The organism is Actinomadura sp. ATCC 39365, assembly GCF_054392275.1.
In genome coordinates, this window is the sequence record NZ_CP184335.1 from 1,200,849 (window position 1) to 1,219,515 (window position 18,667).

Consider the following 18,667-nt stretch of genomic DNA (forward strand, 5'->3'; position numbering starts at 1 on the left):
CGCTGTTAATAGGGCCTTTGCAGGGGGTGCGCCCGCGTGTGCGGACGCCCGCCGAATCTGCTCAGGTGGGGGCGGTGGTCACCGCCGGAGGTTTTCCCGCCGCAGGTGGATCACGGCATATTGACCATCCGTTAGGGGTATCCGGGACGCGCCGGATACCCCTGTCGCCTGTCCCTAGCGCCTGCCACGGCCGCGGCCGTGACCGTTGCCGTCGCCGTTCTGGTAACCCTGGCCGGGGCCGAAGTCGCCGTCGGGGTTGGGGTTGACGTCGGTGAAGCCCTGGTCCCTGTCGTCGGGCTCCTGCCTGCGGGGGGCACAGCCCTGGCCGCAGCCGCCGAAGCGGGAGGAGTCGACCGGGGTGAAGGCCGTCGCCGGGGTGCCCTTGAGCGCGGCCTTCATGGTGGCGTTCCAGATCGGGCCGGGGATCGAGGCGCCGAAGACCGAGGAGTAGTACCGGCCGCCGATGGTGATGCCGTTCAGCTTGTGGGTCGTCGAGCCGCGCGGGTCGCCGATGCTGACCGCGCCGGCCAGGTCGGGGGTGAACCCGGCGAACCAGGCGGTGGCCTGGTCGTCGGTGGTGCCGGTCTTGCCCGCCGCCGGACGGCCGATGCCGCCGACCGCGCGCATCGTGCCCTTGGTGAAGACGCCGGACAGGATGTTCGCCGCCGCGTCGGCGACCTCGGGGTCGAACGCCTGCGTGCACTTGGGCTTGTACTCGGTCACCTTGCCGTTGCGGTCGGTGATCTGGGTGATGGCCGTCGGCGGGCAGTACTTGCCGCGCGCGCCGATCGCCGCGTAGGCCGTGGCCACGGTCACCGGGTCCATCTCGTTGATGCCGAGCGTGAACGTCTCGAACTCCTGGAGCTTGCCGCCGTCGGAGCGCTTGATGCCGAGCGACTTGGCGGTCTCGACCACCTTGCAGAGGCCGACCTTCTGCTCCAGCGTCATGAAGAACGTGTTCACCGAGCCCCAGGTGCCGGTGGCCAGCGACTTGAAGCCGCCGCCGCCCTCGTCGTTGGTGACGGTGTGGCTCGGGTCGCCGACGTTCTGGCCCTTGCAGTTCTTGAACGCCCAGTAGTTGGGGGCGGTGTAGCCGCTGCCCACGTTGAAGCCGTCGTTGATCTTCATGCCCTGCTTGAGCGCGGTGAGCAGGGTGAACGTCTTGAACGTCGAGCCGGCCTGGAAGCCGACGCCGCCGCCGTGCACCGCGTCCGCCACCACGTTGTACGACATCTCGTGCTTGCGCTTGGAGTTGCCGTACTTGCGGCTGGCGGCCATGGCCTTGATCTCGCCCGTGCCCGGCTTGACCAGCGCCTCGGAGGCGACCGGGTTGTCGGAGGCGTAGACGTGCTTCTTGATGGCCTCCTCGGCGGCCTTCTGCATCTTCGGATCGATCGTGGTCTTGATCGTCAGGCCACCCCGGTTGAGGAACTGGGTGCGGGCCTTGCTGGTCTTGCCGAAGGCCGGGTTGCTGAGGATCTCGTTGCGCACGTACATGCAGAAGTACGGGTACGGGCTGGCGCCGCAGCCGCCGGGCAGCGGGGTGCCCTTGTAGCCGAGCTTCTTGGACTTGGCCTCGTCGTGCTGCTCAGGCGTGATCTTCTTGAGTTCGAGCATCCTGTCGAGCACCACGTTGCGCCGTTGGAGCAGCCGCGCCTGGGCCTCCTTGCCCAGGTTGGGGTCGGTGCTGTTCGGGTCCTGGACGGCGCCGGCCAGCGCGGCCGCCTGGGGCAGCGTCAGCTCGGCGGCCGACACCCCGAAGAAGCGCTTGGCCGCCGCCTCGATCCCGTACGCGCCGGCGCCGAAGTAGGCGATGTTGAGGTACTTGCCGAGGATCTCGTCCTTGCTGTACTTCTCCTCGACCGCCATCGCGTACCGCAGTTCCTTGAGCTTGCGCGCGTAGCTGGCCTCAAGGGCGGCGTTCTTCTCCTTCTTGGTGACGGCCGAGTTGAGCAGCACCTGCTTGACGTACTGCTGGGTGATGGAGGAGCCGCCCTGGGCGATGCCGCCCGAGGTGAGGTTCTTGGCCAGGGCTCGCGCGGTGCCTTCGATGTCGATCGCGCCGTGCTGGTAGAAGCGGAAGTCCTCGATGGAGATGATGGCCGTCTTCATGATGTCGGCCACCTGGTCGAGCGAGACGTTCTCGCGGTACTCCTCGTAGAACTGGGCGATCTGGTTGCCCTTGGCGTCGAGGACCGTCGTCTTCTCGGCGAGCGGCGGTTCTTTGAGGTCTTCCGGCTTGATGTTCAGTTCCTCGGACGCCGAGACGAACATCGCTCCGGTGCCGCCGACCGCCGGCAATGCGATGGCCGCGGCCACCACTCCCGCGGCCATCGCAGCCCCGGTCAGGCGCACGATGCTCGACATTCGGGAACCCATGCGGAAAAACCTCCCCATCTCGGCTTTTGGGTGCATCCTAAACCCGCCCATGACCTGCTCTCTGTAAAAAGACGAAGCGCGCGCCGGCGGTGGATGCTTCTACCCCGGGTGAGACGCCGAAGCACGGGATTTGGTTCGCCGGGTTTCCCGTCGAATTCGTTTCCTGTGGGTCTGCGGGGATAGGGCGTGGTCATGACTTCTCACCGAGTGTTGCCACGCGAGCAGGCGCGGGTCCGTGAGCCGGTCACCGCTCCCCGCCGGAGGCCGGTCCTGGACGACACCCTGACGGTGCTGCTCGACCCGTACCGCTTCATCGGCGACCGGGCGCGGCGGCTCGGCTCCGACGTCTTCGAGACGCGGCTCCTGCTCCAGCCGACCATCTGCATGACCGGCGCCCAGGCCGCCGAGGTCTTCTACGACTCCGAGCTGTTCGTCCGGGACGGCGCCGCCCCCCGGCGGCTCCAGGCGACGCTGTTCGGCAGGAACGGCGTGCAGGCGCTCGACGGCGAGACCCACCGGGCGCGCAAGGCCATGTTCATGTCGCTGATGGGCCGGGAGGGCCGCGACCGGCTGGCGGAGCTGGCCGGCCGCCGCTGGCGCGAGCGCATCCGCGCCTGGGAGGGCATGCCGCGGGTCGTCCTGTACGAGGAGGTCAGCAGGCTGCTGTGCCAGGCGGTCTGCGACTGGACGGGCGTGCCGCTGCCGCCCGCGCGGGTGCCCGAGGTCACCGCCACCCTCCAGGCGGCCATAGAGGGCGCGGGCGGGCTCGGCGCCCGCTACCTGCGCGGCCGGTACGCCAGGATCAAGGGCGACCTGTGGCTGTCCGGCCTGATCCGCTTCGCCCGCGACGACCCCGGCCGCTTCGCCGGCACGGTGACCGGCCTGATCGCGGGCTACCGCGACCCCGACGGAACCCTGCTCCCGGCCAGGACCGCGGCCGTCGAGCTGCACAACGTGCTGCGGCCCACGGTGGCGGTGGCCAGGTTCGTGACGTTCGCGGCCATGGCCCTGCACGCCCACCCGGAGTACTACGAGCGCGTCCGCGAGGGCGACGAGCAGTTCGTCGAGCACTTCGTCCAGGAGGTACGCCGGTTCTATCCGTTCTTCCCGTTCGTCGCCGCCAAGGTGGCCAAGCCGTTCACCTGGAACGGCGAGCACTTCCCCGAGGGCCGGCGGACGCTGCTCGACCTGTACGGCATCGACCACGACCCGCGCCTGTGGGACCGCCCCGGCGAGTTCCGCCCGGAACGGTTCGCCGAATGGGACGGCGGCGAGTACGACTTCGTCCCCCAGGGCGGCGGCGACCACTACGAGGGGCACCGGTGCCCCGGCGAGTGGATCACCGTGGACCTGATGAAGCTGGCGGTGACCGCGCTGACCCGCTGGATGACGTACGGCGTGCCGGCCCAGGACCTGCGCATGCCGTCGTGGCGCGCCCCGGCCATCCCCAACAGCCGTTTCGTCATCGACCAGGTCGAGGCCGTCTGAGATTCGGCCAGCGCCGGGCAAAGAAGCGTGTTGTCGCGCGGGTGCGCGCGCGAGGGTCTGGCAACGTTCACCAGGGCGATTCTTCCGGCCTTGGTGGAGGGTTTCATGCGTCGTGTCGTGGACGACGAGGAGCAGGTCGATCAATTGGTCGCGGCCGCCAGGGCGTACTGGGGGGACGGCGCGGGCGACACGGGCTGCGTGGTGGCCGAGGCGTTCGACGAGGACGTCCGGGTGGTGGTGCGCACCGTCCTGGTCGCCAAGGCCGTGTGCGGGCTGCTGTCGGCCCGGCTGGTCGTGCTCACCGACCCGCGGTGGCGGCCGCTGGCCGAGGCGTTCGGGGCCGCCGCCGATCTGGGGCCGCCCGACGCGCTCGTCACCAGCCGGATCGATCCCGGCGTGCGCACCGACATCCCGGTCGTGCACGTGCACGGCACCGGGTCGTTGCAGGCGTACGCGCTGTTCCCGGGGCAGACCCCCGTCTCCTTCGGCGAGGAGCTGCCCGGCCGGGTCGCGGAGTTCTTCGAACGCCAGGTCTGGCCCAACAGGGAGGCGATCCGGCCGAGCGCCGAGCGTACGGCCTGGCGGGCCAAGGAGGGCTACCAGGTCCGCACCGACACCGAACGCCGCCAGCTCCGCCTCTACGGCTGCTCCAGGCTGCGCCTCGACCCCGGCCGGCCCACGGTCACGGTGTTCGGCCACATGCCGGGCCGCGACACCGAGCTGTTCGAGGAGGCCGAGCGGTACGCGGAGGCCGAGGAGTCGGCCAACTGGCTGTTCCTCGACCGCCTGCGCTCCGGCCTGCTGTCGCCGAACATCCTGTGGAGCATGACCGACGTCGCGGTCACGTTCGGCGGCAGCGACCTGCCCGCCTTCGGCGTCCCCGTCATCCAGGCCGGCTGGTCGGAGGGCGCCGCCTGCGGGGCCACCCACCTCGCGCGCACGCCGGAGGAGCTGCGCGACCGGCTCGGCGAGGCCGTCGCCGTGCACGGCAAGGCGGAGACGATCCTCGGCCCGGAGCAGCGCGAGCGCGCCCGCCTGTGGTTGTGGCTGCGACGCTGCGGCGCCGACGTGCCCACCCAGATCCTGCCGCGCTGGGAGCTCGGCCCCGACTATCCGCGGGCCCTGGCGGTCGCCCTGCGGCACGCGGAGCGCGACGGCGACCCGCTCTTCGACGCGGTGCGCCGCATGTGGGAGCGCCGCGACCCCGTACTCACCCGATTCGACTTCCAGGACCTGGCCAAGGCCACACTGACCCCCGCGAGGAGCGCCCGATGACCGGAACAGGACCCAGCACAGAGCTCGACCCGGTGATCCTGCCCGCGATCCCGCCCGCCCACGTGACCAGCGGGCGGTTCCCCGCGCTGCAGGTGATCGACCGGCTGCACCGGGGCAGCCAGATCGTGGGCAGGTTCGAGACGTCCGGGCTGGTCGGCTTCAAGGTGTCCGCGCAGGGACGGCCGCTGCGGGTGCAGATGTCGCTGTCCATGGACGAGCGGTCGGTCAGCGGCTGGCACACCGGCAGGACGGGCCCCGACTTCACGACGCCCCGATGCGTCCAGATCCGCTCCCAGGGACGCCTGCGCCAGTGCGTGCTGCTGCGCGGCCGCAACCCGCACGCCCGCGTGGCCTTCGACCTGACCCCCGAGGAGATCCCGGACGACGGCCTGATCTGCGTCGAGGCCCTGGACATCATGGAGGGCGACGGCGTCGGCGACGAGGTGCGCACGTTCCTGTCCGGCAGGGTCCAGGCCGACGGGGCGGCCGGGCTGCGGCTGGACAAGATCGTGTTCGAGGAGCCGCCCGCCGTCGACTACGACCCCGACACGCTCGACGGCTCCCGCTGCGAGCTGTCCTCGCTGATCAGCGGCGGCGGCCTGGCCAACGTCAACCGGCAGGGCGTGCGCGTCCTGCGGTCGGGCATGTTCCTGGTCAACCCGGTGCTGCGCGACACGTTCGGGGCCAGCGGGCGGATCACGCTGCGGCTGGGCACGAAGGCGGAGGCGGCCAGCATGATCCCGGCGACCTGGCGGCGGGTCAACAGCGAGCTGCGCTGGCTGCGGCACGCCACCAGGAAGCTCCTCGGCACGGCGGCCCCCACGGTGGAGCGCGTCTACAGCCTCAGGGACGGCGTGGCCGGGCCCTTCGGGCAGACCGTCCACGGGAACGTCACCGAGCTCGTCCTGCCGAGCCCGACGGTCTCGCCGTTCCTCGTGGTGATCGAGCGGGTGCCGGGTGTCCTGCCGACGCTGGAGTCCGGCACCTCGGACTAGCGGGAGCTTCCTTGACCCGTGTGACCTGCGACAGCCGGTGAAAGTCCGCCGTTTTGGCGGGAAAACTGGCGATCACCTGTGATAACGCCGCTCAGAGGGCAGTTGTCATGGGTGGGCGGGAACGGTTTGAGCATCGAGACGATCCGGCATCAGCAGTGCACGGTCATGCGCGCCACGGGCGAGCTCGACCACGCGGGACGGGTCCGGTTCAGCGCCCACATCAACACGGTGTGGGACTGGTCGCCCGGTCCCGTCCTCGTCTTCGAGCTGGCCGACCTGGTCTTCTACGACTCCTCCGCCATCGGCGTGCTGGCCACGGCGATCCAGCGGATGGAGGCGGAGCCGGGCGGCCGGATCATCGTGGTCAGCCCGTCCGACCACCTGCTGTCGGTGCTGCGGCTGACGGACCTGCTCTCCCACGTCGAGCTGCGCGGCAGCGTCGACGAGACCGTGGCGGAGCTGACGGTGGGCACCATCCCGCCGCCCGTCCCCCCGCCCTGGCCCGGGGGGACGTCGGACGTCGCCTACAGGCCGTAGGTCTCCAGCAGCCGCAGCCAGATCTCGCTCACGGTCGGGAACGACGGCACGGCGTGCCAGAGCCGGTCGAGCGGCACCTCGCCGGTGACCGCGATCGTGGCGGCGTGCAGCAGCTCGCCGACGCCGGGACCGGTGAAGGTGACGCCGAGCAGCACCTTCCTGTCCTCGTCCACCACGGCCTTGGCCCGGCCCCGGTAGCCGTCGCCCAGCAGGTACGCGCCCGAGACCGCGCCGAGGTCGTACTCGACCGCGCGCACCCGGAAGCCGGCCTTCCTGGCCTCGGCCTCCGTACGGCCGACCGCGCAGACCTGCGGGTCGGTGAAGACCACCTGCGGCACGCCGAAGCCGTCGGCGAGGTCGCGCATGGCGGGCAGGTCGTCGCCGTGCGCCCGCGCCGCGATCACGTCGCCGCAGATCCTGGCCTGGTACTTGCCGATGTGGGTGAGCAGCGCGCGGCCGTTGACGTCGCCGACGGCGTAGAGCCAGCCGCCCGGCACGCCGGTGGCCCGCATGCTGTCGTCGACCTCGACGGGCGCGTCGTCGGGCAGTCCGACCGTGTCCAGCCCGACCCCGCGGGTGGCGACCTTGCGGCCGGTGGCCACCAGCAGCTCGTCGGCCTCCAGCGGCGGTCCCTCCGACAGGTGCACGGTCACCTTGCCGCCCGGCTCGGGCCGCTCGACCCTGACCACGTCGGTGTGCAGGCGCACGTCGATGCCCGCCTCGCCGAACGACCGCGCGACCAGCTCGCCCGCGAACGGCTCGATCCTGCCGAGCAGCCCGCCACCGCGCACCAGCACGGTCGTCTGCCGCGCGCCGAGCCCGTGCATGGCCTGCGCCATCTCGCAGGCGACCACGCCGCCGCCGATCACGACCAGGCGTTCGGGCACCTTCTTCGCGGCGGTGACCTCGTGGCTGGTCCACGGCTTCGCCTCGGCCATGCCCGGCACCGGCGGGACCGCCGCCGTGCTGCCGGTGGCGAGCACGACCGCCTGCCGGGCCGTGAGCACCCGCTCGCCGCCGTCGGGGGTGGTGACGACCACCCGCCGCTCGCCGTCGAGCCGCCCCCTGCCGCGGACGAACTCCGCGGGCACGCCCTCGACCCAGCCCACCTGCCCTGAGTCGTCATAACGCGAGACCGCCTCGTCGCGCCGGGCGAGCACCGCGGCCACGTCGATCGGCCCGAGCGAGAGCCCGGGCACCCGGGACACCTCGCCGGCCAGGTCGACCGGCCGCAGCAGCGCCTTGCTCGGGATGCACGCCCAGTAGGAGCACTCGCCGCCGGCCAGCCGCTCCTCGACGATCGCGGCGCTCAGCCCGCCGCGCACCGCCCGCGCGACGACGTTCTCGCCCGCCGGACCGGCCCCGATCACGATGACGTCGAACTCCTCAGCCACGCTGCCTCCCCACACTCGTCGTCGATTCGCACTCTTTCATGTCCCGCCCGAGGCGGCGGCGTCGGCCACGGGCCGCAACCCTTTCGGGGGACAACGGAAAGCCCAGGCAGAGGCCCGGTGCCGGAGATGTTCCGCCGGTGGTCGGGCGGCGTTAACCCCGAGGGCCTAGCGTGCCCGCATGACTGCGCACCCCACGTCCGTGGTGTACCGGGCGGCGTCCGAGGGTTATCACACCTTCCGCATCCCGGCCGCCGTGGTGACGGCGGCGGGGACCGTCCTGGCCTTCGCCGAGGGGCGGCGGGGGTCGGCCGGGGACTCGGGGCACATCGACCTGGTGCTCAGGCGGTCGTCCGACGGCGGCCTGACGTGGGGCCCGCTCCAGGTGGTCGCCACGGAACCGAACCGCGGCACGGTCGGCAACCCCGCGCCCGTGGTGCTGGACGACGGCCGGATCCTGCTCGTCACCGTCCGGCAGGGCCCGTCGGCGACGGAGGAGAAGATCAGGCGCGGCCAGGTGCCTGCGGCCGCGGGGCGGCGGGTGTTCGTCCAGGTCAGCACGGACGACGGGGTCACCTGGCCGGCCCCGCGCGAGATCACCGCGCAGGTCAAGCGCCCCGAGTGGCGCTGGTACGCCACCGGCCCCGGGCACGCCGTCCGGCTCCGGAGCGGGCGCGTCGTGGTGCCGGGCAACCACTCCCTGCCCCCGTCCGGCTCGGACGACGGCACCGAGGGCCGGTACAACGGCGGCCACGCGCTGCTCAGCGACGACGGCGGCCGTACCTGGCGCATCGGCTACGTGGACGACAACCCCGACGGCTACGTCAACGTCAACGAGACCACCGCGACCGAGCTGCCCGACGGCCGCCTCTACCTCAACGCCAGGACGGACTCCGCCGCGCCGGGCACCCGCGCCGACGCCTGCTCCTCCGACGGCGGCCAGCGGCTCGACCTGCCCTTCCGCCCGCAGGCCGGGCTGGTGGGGCCGGTGGTGGAGGGCAGCGTGCTGTGGTGCGAGCCGCCCGGCGTGCTGCTGTTCTCCGGCCCGGCCGCGCCCGACGCGCGGGCGCTGATGACGGTACGGGCGAGCGCCGACGCCGGGGTCACCTGGCATCCCGTGCACACCGTGTCGGGCCTGCCCGCCGCCTACTCCGACCTGGTCAGGGTGGACGACGACACGGTGGGGCTGCTGTTCGAGACCGGCGACTTCGGGCCGTACGAGAGCATCGCCTTCCGGCGCCTCCCGGTCGCCGAGCTCGACCCCCGCCGGGCGTAGCCGCCCGTTCCTTTCCCTGAGCCCTGTGCTGACACAGGGCTGTGCTGACTACGCTGAGACAACCACTGTGCGACCGCGTGTGCGGAGTGTTCCGCATTACGCGCTAGCATTCCGATCAGCGGAACAGGCGAGGGAGAGTTCAGTGGCTGAGACCCAGTCCCCTGTGGGGAGCGTCGATCGTGCCCTGCTGATCCTGCAGGAGATCGGGAGACACAGCAGGGGAGTGACGCTCGACGAGCTGGCCACCAGGCTGCGGCTGCCGAAGAGCTCGCTCCACCGCCTGCTCGGGGCGTTGAAGCACCGGGGCTTCGCGGCCCAGCCGGAGCCGAGCGGGCCGTACTTCCTCGGCACCGAGATGCTGGCCACGGCCTTCCGGTTCTACGAGACGATGGACCTGCGCACGCTCGTCCGGCCGTTGCTGCTGCGGCTGAGCGAGGAGTTCTCCGAGACCGTGCACATGGCCATGCTCGACGGCGGCGAGGTCGTCTACCTGGACAAGGTCGAGGCGGTGCGGTCGATCACCATGACCTCGGTGGTCGGCGGGCGCAACGCGGCCCACTGCACGGGGGTGGGCAAGGCGCTGCTGGCCTGGACGTACCCGACGGACGAGGCGGTCAAGGCGTGGGCCGAGCGCTACGGGCCGCTGTCCGCCAGGACCAGGAACACCATCACGAACCCCGCCAAGCTGGCCGTCCACCTCGACCAGGTCAGGCAGCGGGGGTACGCGCTCGACCTGGAGGAGAACGAGCCGGGCGTGCGGTGCGTGGCGGCGCCGGTCTTCCTGGGCAAGACCGCGCCGGTGGCGGCGGTGAGCGTGACCGCGATCAAGGACCGCATGTCGGTCGCCCGCCTCGAAGAGGTCGGCCACGGCCTCCGCCGCGCCATCTCCGCCCAGGTCTGACCCCACCCACACCCCGCCTGCCGCCCCCCCGCACCGCCGCCCCCCGACACCCCGCAGCGCCGGGCGCTCGGCTCCCCGCCGTACGGTGGCGCCGGCTCGTCCCCCTCTCCCCAAAGGGACCCCGACCGGCTACGGTCGGAAAGAATGCGGAATCCCATTCCGTATCACGGACCAGAAGGACACAGGGCATGAAGCTGGAGAAGGTCCCCGTCCCCCGTGCCACCCTCGCGGAGGGCCCGAGGTGGGACGCCGCCACGGGCACCCTGCTGTGGGTCGACATCCCCGCCGGCCACGTGCACCGGCTGGACCCGGCCGGCGACGAGCGGGAGACGATCGAGCTGGGGCAGCCGGTCGGCGTCGCCGTGCCCCATGCCTCCGGCGGCCTCATGCTGGCCCTAAGGGACGGCTTCGCCCGGCACGCGGACGGCCGCACCGAGCTCGTCGCCCGGCCGCCCGAGCCCGCGGGCAACCGGATGAACGACGGCGCCTGCGACCGCGCGGGCCGCTTCTTCGCCGGCACCAAGGCCGAGGACGACACCCCCGGCGCGGGCTCGCTCTACCGCCTGGCCCGGGACCGTACGTGCGACAAGGTGCTGGACGGCGTCACGATCTCGAACGGCGTCGGCTGGAGCCCCGACGAGCGCCTGATGTACTACGTGGACACCGCGACCGACCGGATCGACGTCTTCGACTACGACCCGGCGACCGGCACGCTCGACGGCCGCCGGCCGTTCGCCGCCCTCCCCGGCCCCGACGGCCTGACGGTGGACGCCGCCGGCCACGTGTGGGTCGCGCTGTGGGGCGGCGCGGCGGTGGTACGGCTGCGGCCGGACGGGCGTACGGACCTCACCGTGGAGGTCCCCGCGGCCAACGTGACGAGCTGCGCCTTCGGCGGCCCCGACCTCGACGTGCTCTACGTGACCACCGCCTGGGACGGCGGCGCCGGCGGGGAGCTGTGGCGCTGCCGCACGCCCCACACCGGCCTGCCCGCCAATCCCTACCGCGGCCTCACCCCTTGACCGCCCCGGTCAGCGCCTGCACGAACCGGCGCTGGCCGAACAGGAACACGGCCAGCACCGGCAGCGTGGTCAGCACCGTGCCCGCCATGATCGCGGGCCAGTCGGCCCGGTGCTGGCCCTGGAACGTGGTCAGCCCCGCCTGCACGGTGTAGTTCGCCTCGGAGTTGATCACCACCAGCGGCCAGAAGAGGTCGTTCCAGGCCGTGATGAACGTGATCACGGCGAGCGCCGCCAGCGCCGGCTTGGCGACCGGCAGCACCACCCGGAAGAACAGCGCGACCCGCGTGCACCCGTCGATCCGCGCCGCCTCCTCCAGCTCCCTCGGGAAGGACTGGAAGAACGACGTCATCAGGTAGATCCCGACCGACGAGCTGAGCTGCGGGACCACCAGCGCCCCGAGCGTGTCCACCAGCCCGGCCTGGCTGAACATCAGGAACGTCGGGATCACGGTGAGCTGGAACGGGATCAGCGCGGTCGCGATGATCAGGACCAGCGTCAGCCGGGAGCCGATGAACCGGATCCGGGCGAAGGCGTACCCGGCCATGCTGCAGAGCACGACCTGGGCCGCCACGATCGCGCTCGACACGAGCACGCTGTTGAGGAACCAGCGGGGGAATTCGGAGCGCTCCATGACCGTGCGGTAGCCGCCGAGGTCGATGCCCTCCGGCAGGATCGGCGGCGGGAACCTGTTCAGCTCGGCCTGCGTCATGACCGAGCTGAGCACCAGCCACACGAACGGCAGCAGCGTCACCACCGACATCGGTGCCAGCACCAGGTGCCACTTGCTGGGCAGGCGTCGCCTCATCGCACGGCCCCTCTCCGCCGCGCGACCACCAGGCCCACGACGATCAGCAGCAGCGTCCCGGCGAACAGCGTGTACGCCACGGCCGCGCCGTACCCGGCGGCCGAGTAGCGGAAGGCGAGCTGCCAGACGTAGTAGACGATGGTCACGGTCGCGCTGGCCGGGCCGCCCTGGGTGGTCGTCATGACCAGGTCGAAGAACTGCAGCGCGTCGATCACGCCCCAGACCGCGAGGAAGACCGTGATCGGCCGTACGGACGGGACGATGATGTGCCGGAACGTGGCCCACCGCCCCGCGCCGTCGATGGAGGCCGCCTCCAGCACCGCTTTGTCGATCTCCTGGATGGCCGCCAGGTAGATCACCACGGCGAAGCCGAACCTGGTCCAGAAGAAGATCAGCGTGAGCACGTACATGGCCTGTGACGGGCTGCTCAGGAAACCCTGGAGCGGCAGGCCGAGCCGGCCGAGCACGCCGTTCATCAGGCCGAAGTCGCGGTCGAAGATGTAGCCCATGAGCAGGCCGGCCGAGGTGGCCGAGGCCACGTACGGGACCAGGAAGGCGGTCCGGTAGAACCCGATCCCGCGCACCTTCCTGTTCAGCAGCACCGCCACCACCAGCCCGAAGACCAGCGAGGCGGGGATGTAGAGCACCAGCAGCAGCCCGGTGTTGCGCACCGCCTGGAAGAACACCGGGTCCTGGAACAGCGCCCGGTAGTTGTCCAGGCCGACGTTCTCGGGCGTCTTCATCAGGTCGGAGTCGGTGAACGACAGCGCCAGCGCCCACGCCATCGGCACCAGCGCGAACCCGAGGATGATCAGCGTGGCGGGGCCCGCGAACGACCAGCCCGCGACGTGGTCGCCGAGCCCGCGGCTCTTCCTGGCGTGCCGGGCGGCGGGCGCGCCGACGGCGGCGCTGCTCATGAGCCCGGCACCGCCAGCACCGCGTCGGACTTGGCCGCGGCCTCGTCCAGGGCGGTCCTGGCGTCGGCCTTGCCCAGCAGCGCCTGCGCGATGGCCTCGGCGACGAAGGACGACACGCGGGGGTACTTGGTGGTCGGCGGCCTGACCCGCTTGGCGTTGGCCAGGTTCCCGGAGATCACCTCGATGCCCGGGTATTTCCGCAGATAGTCCTGGTAGCCGGGCAGCTTGGTGATCGACTCCCTGATGGGCAGCGAGCCCGTGTCGCTCATCCACACGAGCTGCTGCTCCGCGGCCGTCAGCCAGCTCAGGAACGTGGTCGCCGCCTTGACGCGGCGCTCGTCGTGCTCGAACACCACCCAGTTGTCCGGGCCGGAGACGGTCTCGTGGTTGCCGTTGGTGCCGGGCAGCCGCGCGACGCCGTAGTCGACCTTGGCCGCCTGGAGGTCGGGCAGGACCCAGGGGCCGGAGAGGAACATGGCCAGCCGTCCGGACTCGAACAGCTTCTGGCCCTTCTCGGCCGGGCTGGAGTCGAGGTAGACCGACTTGTCGTCCACGGCCATGCCCCGGATCAGGCCGAGCGCCTGCTGCCCGGCGGCGGAGTTGAACGCCGACTTCTTGTGGTCGGGGGTGAGGATGTCGCCGCCCGCCTGCCACAGCAGCGGCCAGAGCCCCCAGACGGCCTCCTCGCCGCCGCTGATCGCCCAGGTGGTGCCGAAGACGCCCTGTTGGGCGTCGGTGGTCTTCCTGGCGATGTCGCGGAAGTCGTCCCAGGTCCAGTCGGGGCCGGGGGCCTTGACGCCCGCCTTGGCCAGCAGCTTCCTGTTGTAGAGGACGACCATGTTGTCCACCACGGCGGGGAAGCCGATGACCTTGCCCTGGACGGTGACCGCCTCGCGCTCGTTGGCCCAGAAGTCGTCCCAGCCGACGGTCGGGTCCTTGACGTGGGAGGTGAGGTCGGCGGTCTTGGGGTTCCTGGCCACGTTGGGGGCCCAGGAGCCGTACAGGTAGGCGATGTCGGGGTAGGCGTCCGAGGTGAGCGCGGCAGTGATCTTGGGTAGCATGCCGTCTGCGGTCGCGCCGCCGGACTCGGTGCTGACCTTGATGTCGGGGTGACTCTGGTTGAACCGGGCGACCAGCTTCTCGATCGACTTCGCCGAGGTGTCCTCCTGGCCGTGCCAGATGGTGATCTCGACCGGGCCGTTCGCCCGTTCCTGTCCTCCGCCGCCGCAGCTCGCCGCGGCCAGAGCCAGGGCGACGACGGCCAGGGTCGTACGGGGCCTCATCGGGCGGTCTCACGGATGTGGTGAATGGGTCGTGCCATGGGGTTCCCTCCACAGAGCACGGCGGGCGTGGCGGCCCGCTGCGTGCGGCGAGTATAGTCACGCATCCACGATGCAGACTAGAGTTCCACTAGACGGAATGAGGGCGCGAACGTGCGAACCTTGACCCTTTTAGTCCGGCTGGCCGCGGTCGCGGCCCTGAGCTGCGCGCCGCTCGCGGCGCTCGCCGCCCCCGCCACGGCCCAGACGGCGGAGACGGCGGAGACGGCGCAGGCGGGACCGTGGAAGCCGCCGCTGCAGAGCCGCTGGCAGTACCAGCTCCAGGGCAACGCCAAGTACGCCGCCACCGGCGGCGTCAACGTCGACATCTGCGTGGCCCCCCAGTCGGGCGGCGCCTGCGTCAGGCCGGCGGTGTTCGACATCGACCTCTACGCCGACGGCGACGTGGTGGGCAACAACACCACGCTCAACACCGCGGCGGTGAAGGCCGTCCACGCCCGCGGCGCGAAGGCCGTCTGCTACGTCGACGCCGGCTCGATCGAGGAGTACCGGCCCGACTACCAGCAGTTCGTCGCCTGGCACAAGAGCCACGGCAACTCCCTGCTCGGCAAGCCGTTCAGCGCCGAGTTCCCCAACGAGCGCTGGGCCAACATCAGCAACGACCAGGGCCAGCGGGACTTCCTGCTGAAGATGATGGAGGCCCGGGTCGACAAGTGCGCCCAGGCCGGCTTCGACGGGGTCGAGTTCGACGTCGTCAACGCCCACGAAGAGGGCAAGTCGGTCACCGGCTGGACCGTCAGTCCCGCCACCCAGCTCATCTACAACAAGGCGCTGGCCGACCTGGCCCACCGCAAGGGCCTGTCCGCGGCGCTCAAGAACGACCTCAGCCAGGCGGCCGAGCTGGTGTCCAGCTTCGACTACGCCGTCAACGAGGAGTGCTTCCAGTACGACGAGTGCGGTCAGCTGAGCGTCTTCGTCAAGGCGGGCAAGCCGGTGTTCCAGGTCGAGTACGAGACGGCGCCGTCGTCCTTCTGCCCCAAGGCGGCCAAGCTCGGCATCAACGCGATCAAGAAGGCCGTGGACTACTCGCTGAAGGACACGCCGTACAAGCCGTGCAAGTAACAGGAGCCCTGCCCGTCACGGGCTGAGCGGGACCCTTGGGGGGTGTCGCGGCCGTTCGCCGGGCCGCGGCACCCCCTACGCGTCGGGTGGCCGGCCGTGCGACGCTCTGGACGCCTTCCTGCTCCACGGTCGCGCATCGGGTTCTTTCTCGTCACAGAATGCAGTTCCGAAGGCCCTGACATGGCCGTCTAGTTCCGCTTGACGGAATGATAGTGCGGGATACGGAACCAATGCTATTTTCTGATGACCTTCGAGAGGGGCGAACCACGCATGTACCCCGAGATCGACACCCCCGCGCTGGTCATCGACCTCGACGTGGTCAGACACAACGTCACCGAGATGGCCAAGGCCGCCGCACGGCACGGCGTGCGCCTGCGTCCGCACGTCAAGACCCACAAGATGCCCGAGCTGGCGTTGCTGCAGCTCGAAGCCGGGGCGACCGGCATCACCTGCGCCAAGCTGGGCGAGGCCGAGATCATGGCGGACGCCGGGATCGACGACATCCTGCTCGCGTTCCCGATCTGGGGTGAGGCCAAGCTGCGCCGCCTGGCCGCGTTGCGGGAGCGGGCCCGGGTGCGGGTCAGCCTCGACTCGCCGGAGGTGGCGGCCGGTCTCGGCCGGCTGCCGGGGCCGCCGATCGAGGTGCTGGTCGAGGTGGACACCGGCCAGCACCGGCTGGGCCGCCCGCCGGGCCGTCCCACCGCCGACCTGGTGACCGAGATCGCCCTGGTCCCCGGCGTGGACGTCGTCGGGCTGCTCACCCTGGCCGGGCACGCGTACCACGCAAGCAGCCCGGAGGAGCTGGCCGAGACCGCCCGCCGCGAGGGCGAGGACCTGGTGGCCACCGCCGAGCTGTGCGCCCGCGACGGCATCGAGCTGCGCGAGATCAGCGTCGGCTGCACCCCCACCGCCCGGCACGTGGCGGGCGTGGCGGGGGTGACCGAGATCCGGCCCGGCACCTACATCTTCAACGACGCCTCGATGATGCGGCTCGGCGTGGCCACGGAGGGCACCACGGCGGCCCGCGTGCTGGCCACCGTGATCGCCAGGCCGACGCCGGAACGGGTCGTGTTCGACGCGGGCACCAAGTGCCTGGCCTCAGACGGCAGCGGCATGCCCGACTGGATCAGGGTGGCCGGGCGGCCGTACGCGCACATGGTGTTCCTCAACGAGGAGCACGCCGTCGCCCGCCTCGACCCCGAGCACGTCGGGGAGCTGCCCGTCGGCACGCGCGTGCAGCTCGTCCCGAGCCACGCCTGCTCGGTCGTGAACCTCTTCGACGTCGCGCACGGCGTCGAGAACGGGCAGGTCACCACAGGTCTGCGCGTCGCGGCACGCGGCGCGGTGCGTTGAGGAAGGACGGCGTCATGCGGGGACTGGCCGGGAAGCGGGTGCTGATCAGCGGGGGGAGCAGCGGCATCGGAGCCGCCACCGCCCGCAGGTTCCTGGAGGAGGGCTCGCGGGTGGTGCTCACCGGGCTGGACGGCGACGAGGTCGGGCGCGCCGTCGCCGAGCTCGCGCCGCTCGGCGAGGTGAGCGGCCTGGCCGGCGACGTCAGCTCGGCGGACGACGTCGCACGGCTGGTCGCGGGCGCGATCGAGGCCATGGGCGGCGTGGACGTGCTCGTCAACAACGCCGGCACCGCCTGGCGGGAGCCGTTCCTGGAGATCACCCCCGACCACTGGGACCGGATCATCTCGGTGAACCTGCGCGGCATGTTCCTGATGGCCCAGACCGTCGCCCGCCACCTGGTGGAACGGGGGACGGGCGGCGTGATACTCAACATGTCCTCGACCAACGGCCTCGGCGGCGAGGCCGACTACGCCCACTACAACGCCTCCAAGGGCGGCGTGCTGCTGCTGACCAAGACCATGGCCGTCGAGCTCGGCAAGCACGGCATCCGGGTGAACGCCCTGTGCCCCGGCTACATCCGCACCCCGCTGAACGCCTCGATCTCGTCGGGGCTCGCCGACGACTTCGTCTCCGCCTACGAACGCGACCACATCCCGCTGGGCCGGGCCGGGCTCGCCGAGGAGGTCGCCGCCGCCTACGCCTTCCTCGCCTCGGACGACGCCGCGTTCGTCCACGGCACCGAGCTGGTGATCGACGGCGGTCAGCTAGCGATCATGTGAGTCGCCGGGGCGCGGCACCTTCATGGCGATGATCAGGCCGTGCCCCGAGTCGTCGTCGGTACGCAGGTGGGACAGCTCGACGGTGAGCTGCGTCGGCCGGCCGCGGCCGTTGACCGCGTCGAGCGCGACCCTCCTGGCTCCGGCCCTGGTCGTGCCCCCGGCCAGTGTGTCCCGGACGAGCGGGACGATCCGCTCCACCGGCAGCCCCGTGCCCAGCGAGGCCAGCGGACGCCCCACCGCCTCGCCGGCCCGCACCCCCCACAACTCCTCGGCCCCCGCCCCCCAGATGAGCACCCGCATGTCGGCGTCGAGCACCACCACCACGTCGCCCAGCCCGTGGAGCAGCGAGGCGGTGATCCGGCCGACCGCGTCGAGCTCGGCCGCGCGGGCGACCAGCGCGTCGTTGGCGCGGCGCAGCTCGGCGGCGCGGGCGGTGAGCGCGTCGTTGGCGTGGCGCAGCTCGGCGTTGGCCGAGCGCAGCTCGTCGTTCGCGCGCTCCAGGTCGGCGTTGGCCGAGCGCAGCCGGCCGACGATCGCGGACCAGCGGCCGGGTGGCGGCAGGTTCTCCTGGCGGTCGGGGGTGATGGGCGTCTCGTCCCGTTGCGGCCGCAGCCGGCGGGTGCCGTGGTGCTGCTCGGAGCGGGGGTCGCGGGCCCGGCGGAAGCAGGCCAGATGGCGGTTGACCGGCCTGGGCGGGCCGGTCTGCTCGTAGATCTCGACGCCGGTCCCGGCCAGGGCCTCGGGCATCGTGCCGAACAGGGGGATCGCGGTGCCGCCGTGCTCGGTCATGAGCGCGATGAGGCGGCACAGCGCGGGCTGGGCCTCGGCGACGGCCAGGTGGCCGCCCTTCTCCAACATGGCGCGGTGGGTGATCGCCAGCTGTTCGACGCCGTTCAGGTCGCAGAACCAGAGGTCGCCCGCCGCGACGATCACGTGTTTCACCCGCGAGCGCGGCAGGGGGTCGAGGAAGGCGGCCAGGATGGGGCTGGTCGTCGAGTCGAGCTCGCCCGCCAGGGCGACCACCAGGGTGGTGTCGCCCACGGGCACGAGCCGTACTGAGAGCTGCATCATCGGATTCGCTCCTTCCCTGAACTCTGCGTGATCGGAGATCGACGCGCCGCAGGGTCCGGCTGCATGCCCCATACTCCTC

At 71.5% G+C, this 18,667-nt stretch carries 16 protein-coding genes; 10 read left to right on the forward strand and 6 right to left on the reverse strand.

Annotated features, from left to right (window positions below; genetic code table 11):
* Positions 1-174 precede the first annotated feature (174 nt).
* Positions 175-2,367 carry a transglycosylase domain-containing protein gene (locus ACNF49_RS06330; protein ID WP_482943071.1) on the reverse strand — a complete coding sequence of 731 codons (2,193 nt, stop codon included), beginning with the start codon at positions 2,365-2,367 and terminating at the stop codon, positions 175-177.
* A gap of 204 nt (positions 2,368-2,571) precedes the next feature.
* Between ACNF49_RS06330 and ACNF49_RS06335 the strand changes: the two genes are divergently transcribed.
* The 4 genes from ACNF49_RS06335 to ACNF49_RS06350 all read left to right on the forward strand — a co-directional run bounded on the left by ACNF49_RS06335 (position 2,572) and on the right by ACNF49_RS06350 (position 6,674).
* Positions 2,572-3,867: a cytochrome P450 gene (locus ACNF49_RS06335; protein WP_357975128.1), complete on the forward strand. Its 1,296-nt coding sequence runs from the start codon at positions 2,572-2,574 to the stop codon at positions 3,865-3,867.
* Between the two features lie 105 nt (positions 3,868-3,972).
* On the forward strand, positions 3,973-5,142 hold the full coding sequence (locus ACNF49_RS06340; protein ID WP_357975126.1) for a hypothetical protein: 1,170 nt from the start codon (positions 3,973-3,975) through the stop codon (positions 5,140-5,142).
* On the forward strand, positions 5,139-6,137 hold the full coding sequence (locus ACNF49_RS06345) for a hypothetical protein (RefSeq protein ID WP_357975124.1): 999 nt from the start codon (positions 5,139-5,141) through the stop codon (positions 6,135-6,137). Before ACNF49_RS06340 ends, ACNF49_RS06345 begins: the two co-directional genes overlap by 4 nt.
* 126 nt (positions 6,138-6,263) lie before the next feature.
* Entirely contained in the window at positions 6,264-6,674 is a 411-nt protein-coding gene (locus tag ACNF49_RS06350) for an STAS domain-containing protein (protein ID WP_357975121.1), read from the forward strand.
* Here the strand turns inward: ACNF49_RS06350 and ACNF49_RS06355 are convergent.
* A complete protein-coding gene (locus ACNF49_RS06355) occupies positions 6,662-8,068 on the reverse strand; it encodes a dihydrolipoyl dehydrogenase family protein (protein WP_482943072.1) in 1,407 nt (468 codons plus the stop codon). The genes ACNF49_RS06350 and ACNF49_RS06355 overlap by 13 nt on opposite strands.
* Before the next feature lie 178 nt (positions 8,069-8,246).
* Here ACNF49_RS06355 and ACNF49_RS06360 point away from each other — a divergent pair, with 178 nt between their 5' ends.
* The 3 genes from ACNF49_RS06360 (at position 8,247) to ACNF49_RS06370 (ending at position 11,261) form a co-directional block, all read left to right on the forward strand.
* A complete protein-coding gene (locus ACNF49_RS06360; protein ID WP_357975115.1) occupies positions 8,247-9,341 on the forward strand; it encodes a sialidase family protein in 1,095 nt (364 codons plus the stop codon).
* 142 nt (positions 9,342-9,483) lie between these two features.
* Entirely contained in the window at positions 9,484-10,242 is a 759-nt protein-coding gene (locus ACNF49_RS06365; RefSeq protein WP_357975113.1) for an IclR family transcriptional regulator, read from the forward strand.
* A 188-nt stretch (positions 10,243-10,430) separates the two neighbouring features.
* Positions 10,431-11,261, forward strand: coding sequence for an SMP-30/gluconolactonase/LRE family protein (locus tag ACNF49_RS06370; protein ID WP_482943073.1), 831 nt, complete (start codon positions 10,431-10,433; stop codon positions 11,259-11,261).
* On the opposite strand, the gene ACNF49_RS06375 is transcribed toward ACNF49_RS06370, so the two are convergent.
* From ACNF49_RS06375 to ACNF49_RS06385, 3 genes are read right to left on the reverse strand one after another with little or no spacing between them, the layout of a single operon-like run.
* Complete coding sequence (locus ACNF49_RS06375; RefSeq protein ID WP_357975107.1) at positions 11,251-12,066, reverse strand: carbohydrate ABC transporter permease; 816 nt, start codon at positions 12,064-12,066, stop codon at positions 11,251-11,253. The two genes, ACNF49_RS06370 and ACNF49_RS06375, sit on opposite strands and share 11 nt — an antisense overlap.
* A complete protein-coding gene (locus ACNF49_RS06380; RefSeq protein WP_358004000.1) occupies positions 12,063-12,983 on the reverse strand; it encodes a carbohydrate ABC transporter permease in 921 nt (306 codons plus the stop codon). The genes ACNF49_RS06375 and ACNF49_RS06380 overlap by 4 nt, the downstream gene beginning before the upstream one ends.
* Entirely contained in the window at positions 12,980-14,266 is a 1,287-nt protein-coding gene (locus ACNF49_RS06385; protein ID WP_482943074.1) for an ABC transporter substrate-binding protein, read from the reverse strand. The genes ACNF49_RS06380 and ACNF49_RS06385 overlap by 4 nt, the downstream gene beginning before the upstream one ends.
* 159 nt (positions 14,267-14,425) lie before the next feature.
* Between ACNF49_RS06385 and ACNF49_RS06390 the strand changes: the two genes are divergently transcribed.
* The 3 genes from ACNF49_RS06390 to ACNF49_RS06400 all read left to right on the forward strand — a co-directional run bounded on the left by ACNF49_RS06390 (position 14,426) and on the right by ACNF49_RS06400 (position 17,517).
* On the forward strand, positions 14,426-15,385 hold the full coding sequence (locus ACNF49_RS06390; protein WP_482943075.1) for an endo alpha-1,4 polygalactosaminidase: 960 nt from the start codon (positions 14,426-14,428) through the stop codon (positions 15,383-15,385).
* A 243-nt stretch (positions 15,386-15,628) separates the two neighbouring features.
* Positions 15,629-16,738, forward strand: a complete 1,110-nt coding sequence (locus ACNF49_RS06395; protein ID WP_482943076.1) for an alanine racemase — start codon at positions 15,629-15,631, stop codon at positions 16,736-16,738.
* Positions 16,739-16,752: 14 nt separating this feature from the next.
* Positions 16,753-17,517 (forward strand): SDR family NAD(P)-dependent oxidoreductase, encoded by a 765-nt coding sequence (locus tag ACNF49_RS06400; protein WP_357975092.1) that lies wholly within the window; start codon positions 16,753-16,755, stop codon positions 17,515-17,517.
* On the opposite strand, the gene ACNF49_RS06405 is transcribed toward ACNF49_RS06400, so the two are convergent.
* Positions 17,503-18,588, reverse strand: a complete 1,086-nt coding sequence (locus ACNF49_RS06405; protein WP_482943077.1) for a PAS domain-containing protein — start codon at positions 18,586-18,588, stop codon at positions 17,503-17,505. The genes ACNF49_RS06400 and ACNF49_RS06405 overlap by 15 nt on opposite strands.
* Between the last annotated feature and the right edge of the window lie 79 nt (positions 18,589-18,667).

Excerpts from the sequence above, each read along its gene's own strand:
- ACNF49_RS06345 (WP_357975124.1), top strand. The coding sequence starts at position 5,139 with ATGACCGGAACAGGACCCAGCACAGAGCTCGACCCGGTGATCCTGCCC.
- ACNF49_RS06330 (WP_482943071.1), bottom strand. The coding sequence starts at position 2,367 with ATGTCGAGCATCGTGCGCCTGACCGGGGCTGCGATGGCCGCGGGAGTG.
- ACNF49_RS06400 (WP_357975092.1), top strand. The coding sequence starts at position 16,753 with ATGCGGGGACTGGCCGGGAAGCGGGTGCTGATCAGCGGGGGGAGCAGC.
- ACNF49_RS06395 (WP_482943076.1), top strand. The coding sequence starts at position 15,629 with ATGACCTTCGAGAGGGGCGAACCACGCATGTACCCCGAGATCGACACC.
- ACNF49_RS06405 (WP_482943077.1), bottom strand. The coding sequence starts at position 18,588 with ATGATGCAGCTCTCAGTACGGCTCGTGCCCGTGGGCGACACCACCCTG.
- ACNF49_RS06360 (WP_357975115.1), top strand. The coding sequence starts at position 8,247 with ATGACTGCGCACCCCACGTCCGTGGTGTACCGGGCGGCGTCCGAGGGT.
- ACNF49_RS06370 (WP_482943073.1), top strand. The coding sequence starts at position 10,431 with ATGAAGCTGGAGAAGGTCCCCGTCCCCCGTGCCACCCTCGCGGAGGGC.
- ACNF49_RS06335 (WP_357975128.1), top strand. The coding sequence starts at position 2,572 with ATGACTTCTCACCGAGTGTTGCCACGCGAGCAGGCGCGGGTCCGTGAG.
- ACNF49_RS06380 (WP_358004000.1), bottom strand. The coding sequence starts at position 12,983 with ATGAGCAGCGCCGCCGTCGGCGCGCCCGCCGCCCGGCACGCCAGGAAG.
- ACNF49_RS06385 (WP_482943074.1), bottom strand. The coding sequence starts at position 14,266 with ATGAGGCCCCGTACGACCCTGGCCGTCGTCGCCCTGGCTCTGGCCGCG.
- ACNF49_RS06375 (WP_357975107.1), bottom strand. The coding sequence starts at position 12,066 with ATGAGGCGACGCCTGCCCAGCAAGTGGCACCTGGTGCTGGCACCGATG.
- ACNF49_RS06340 (WP_357975126.1), top strand. The coding sequence starts at position 3,973 with ATGCGTCGTGTCGTGGACGACGAGGAGCAGGTCGATCAATTGGTCGCG.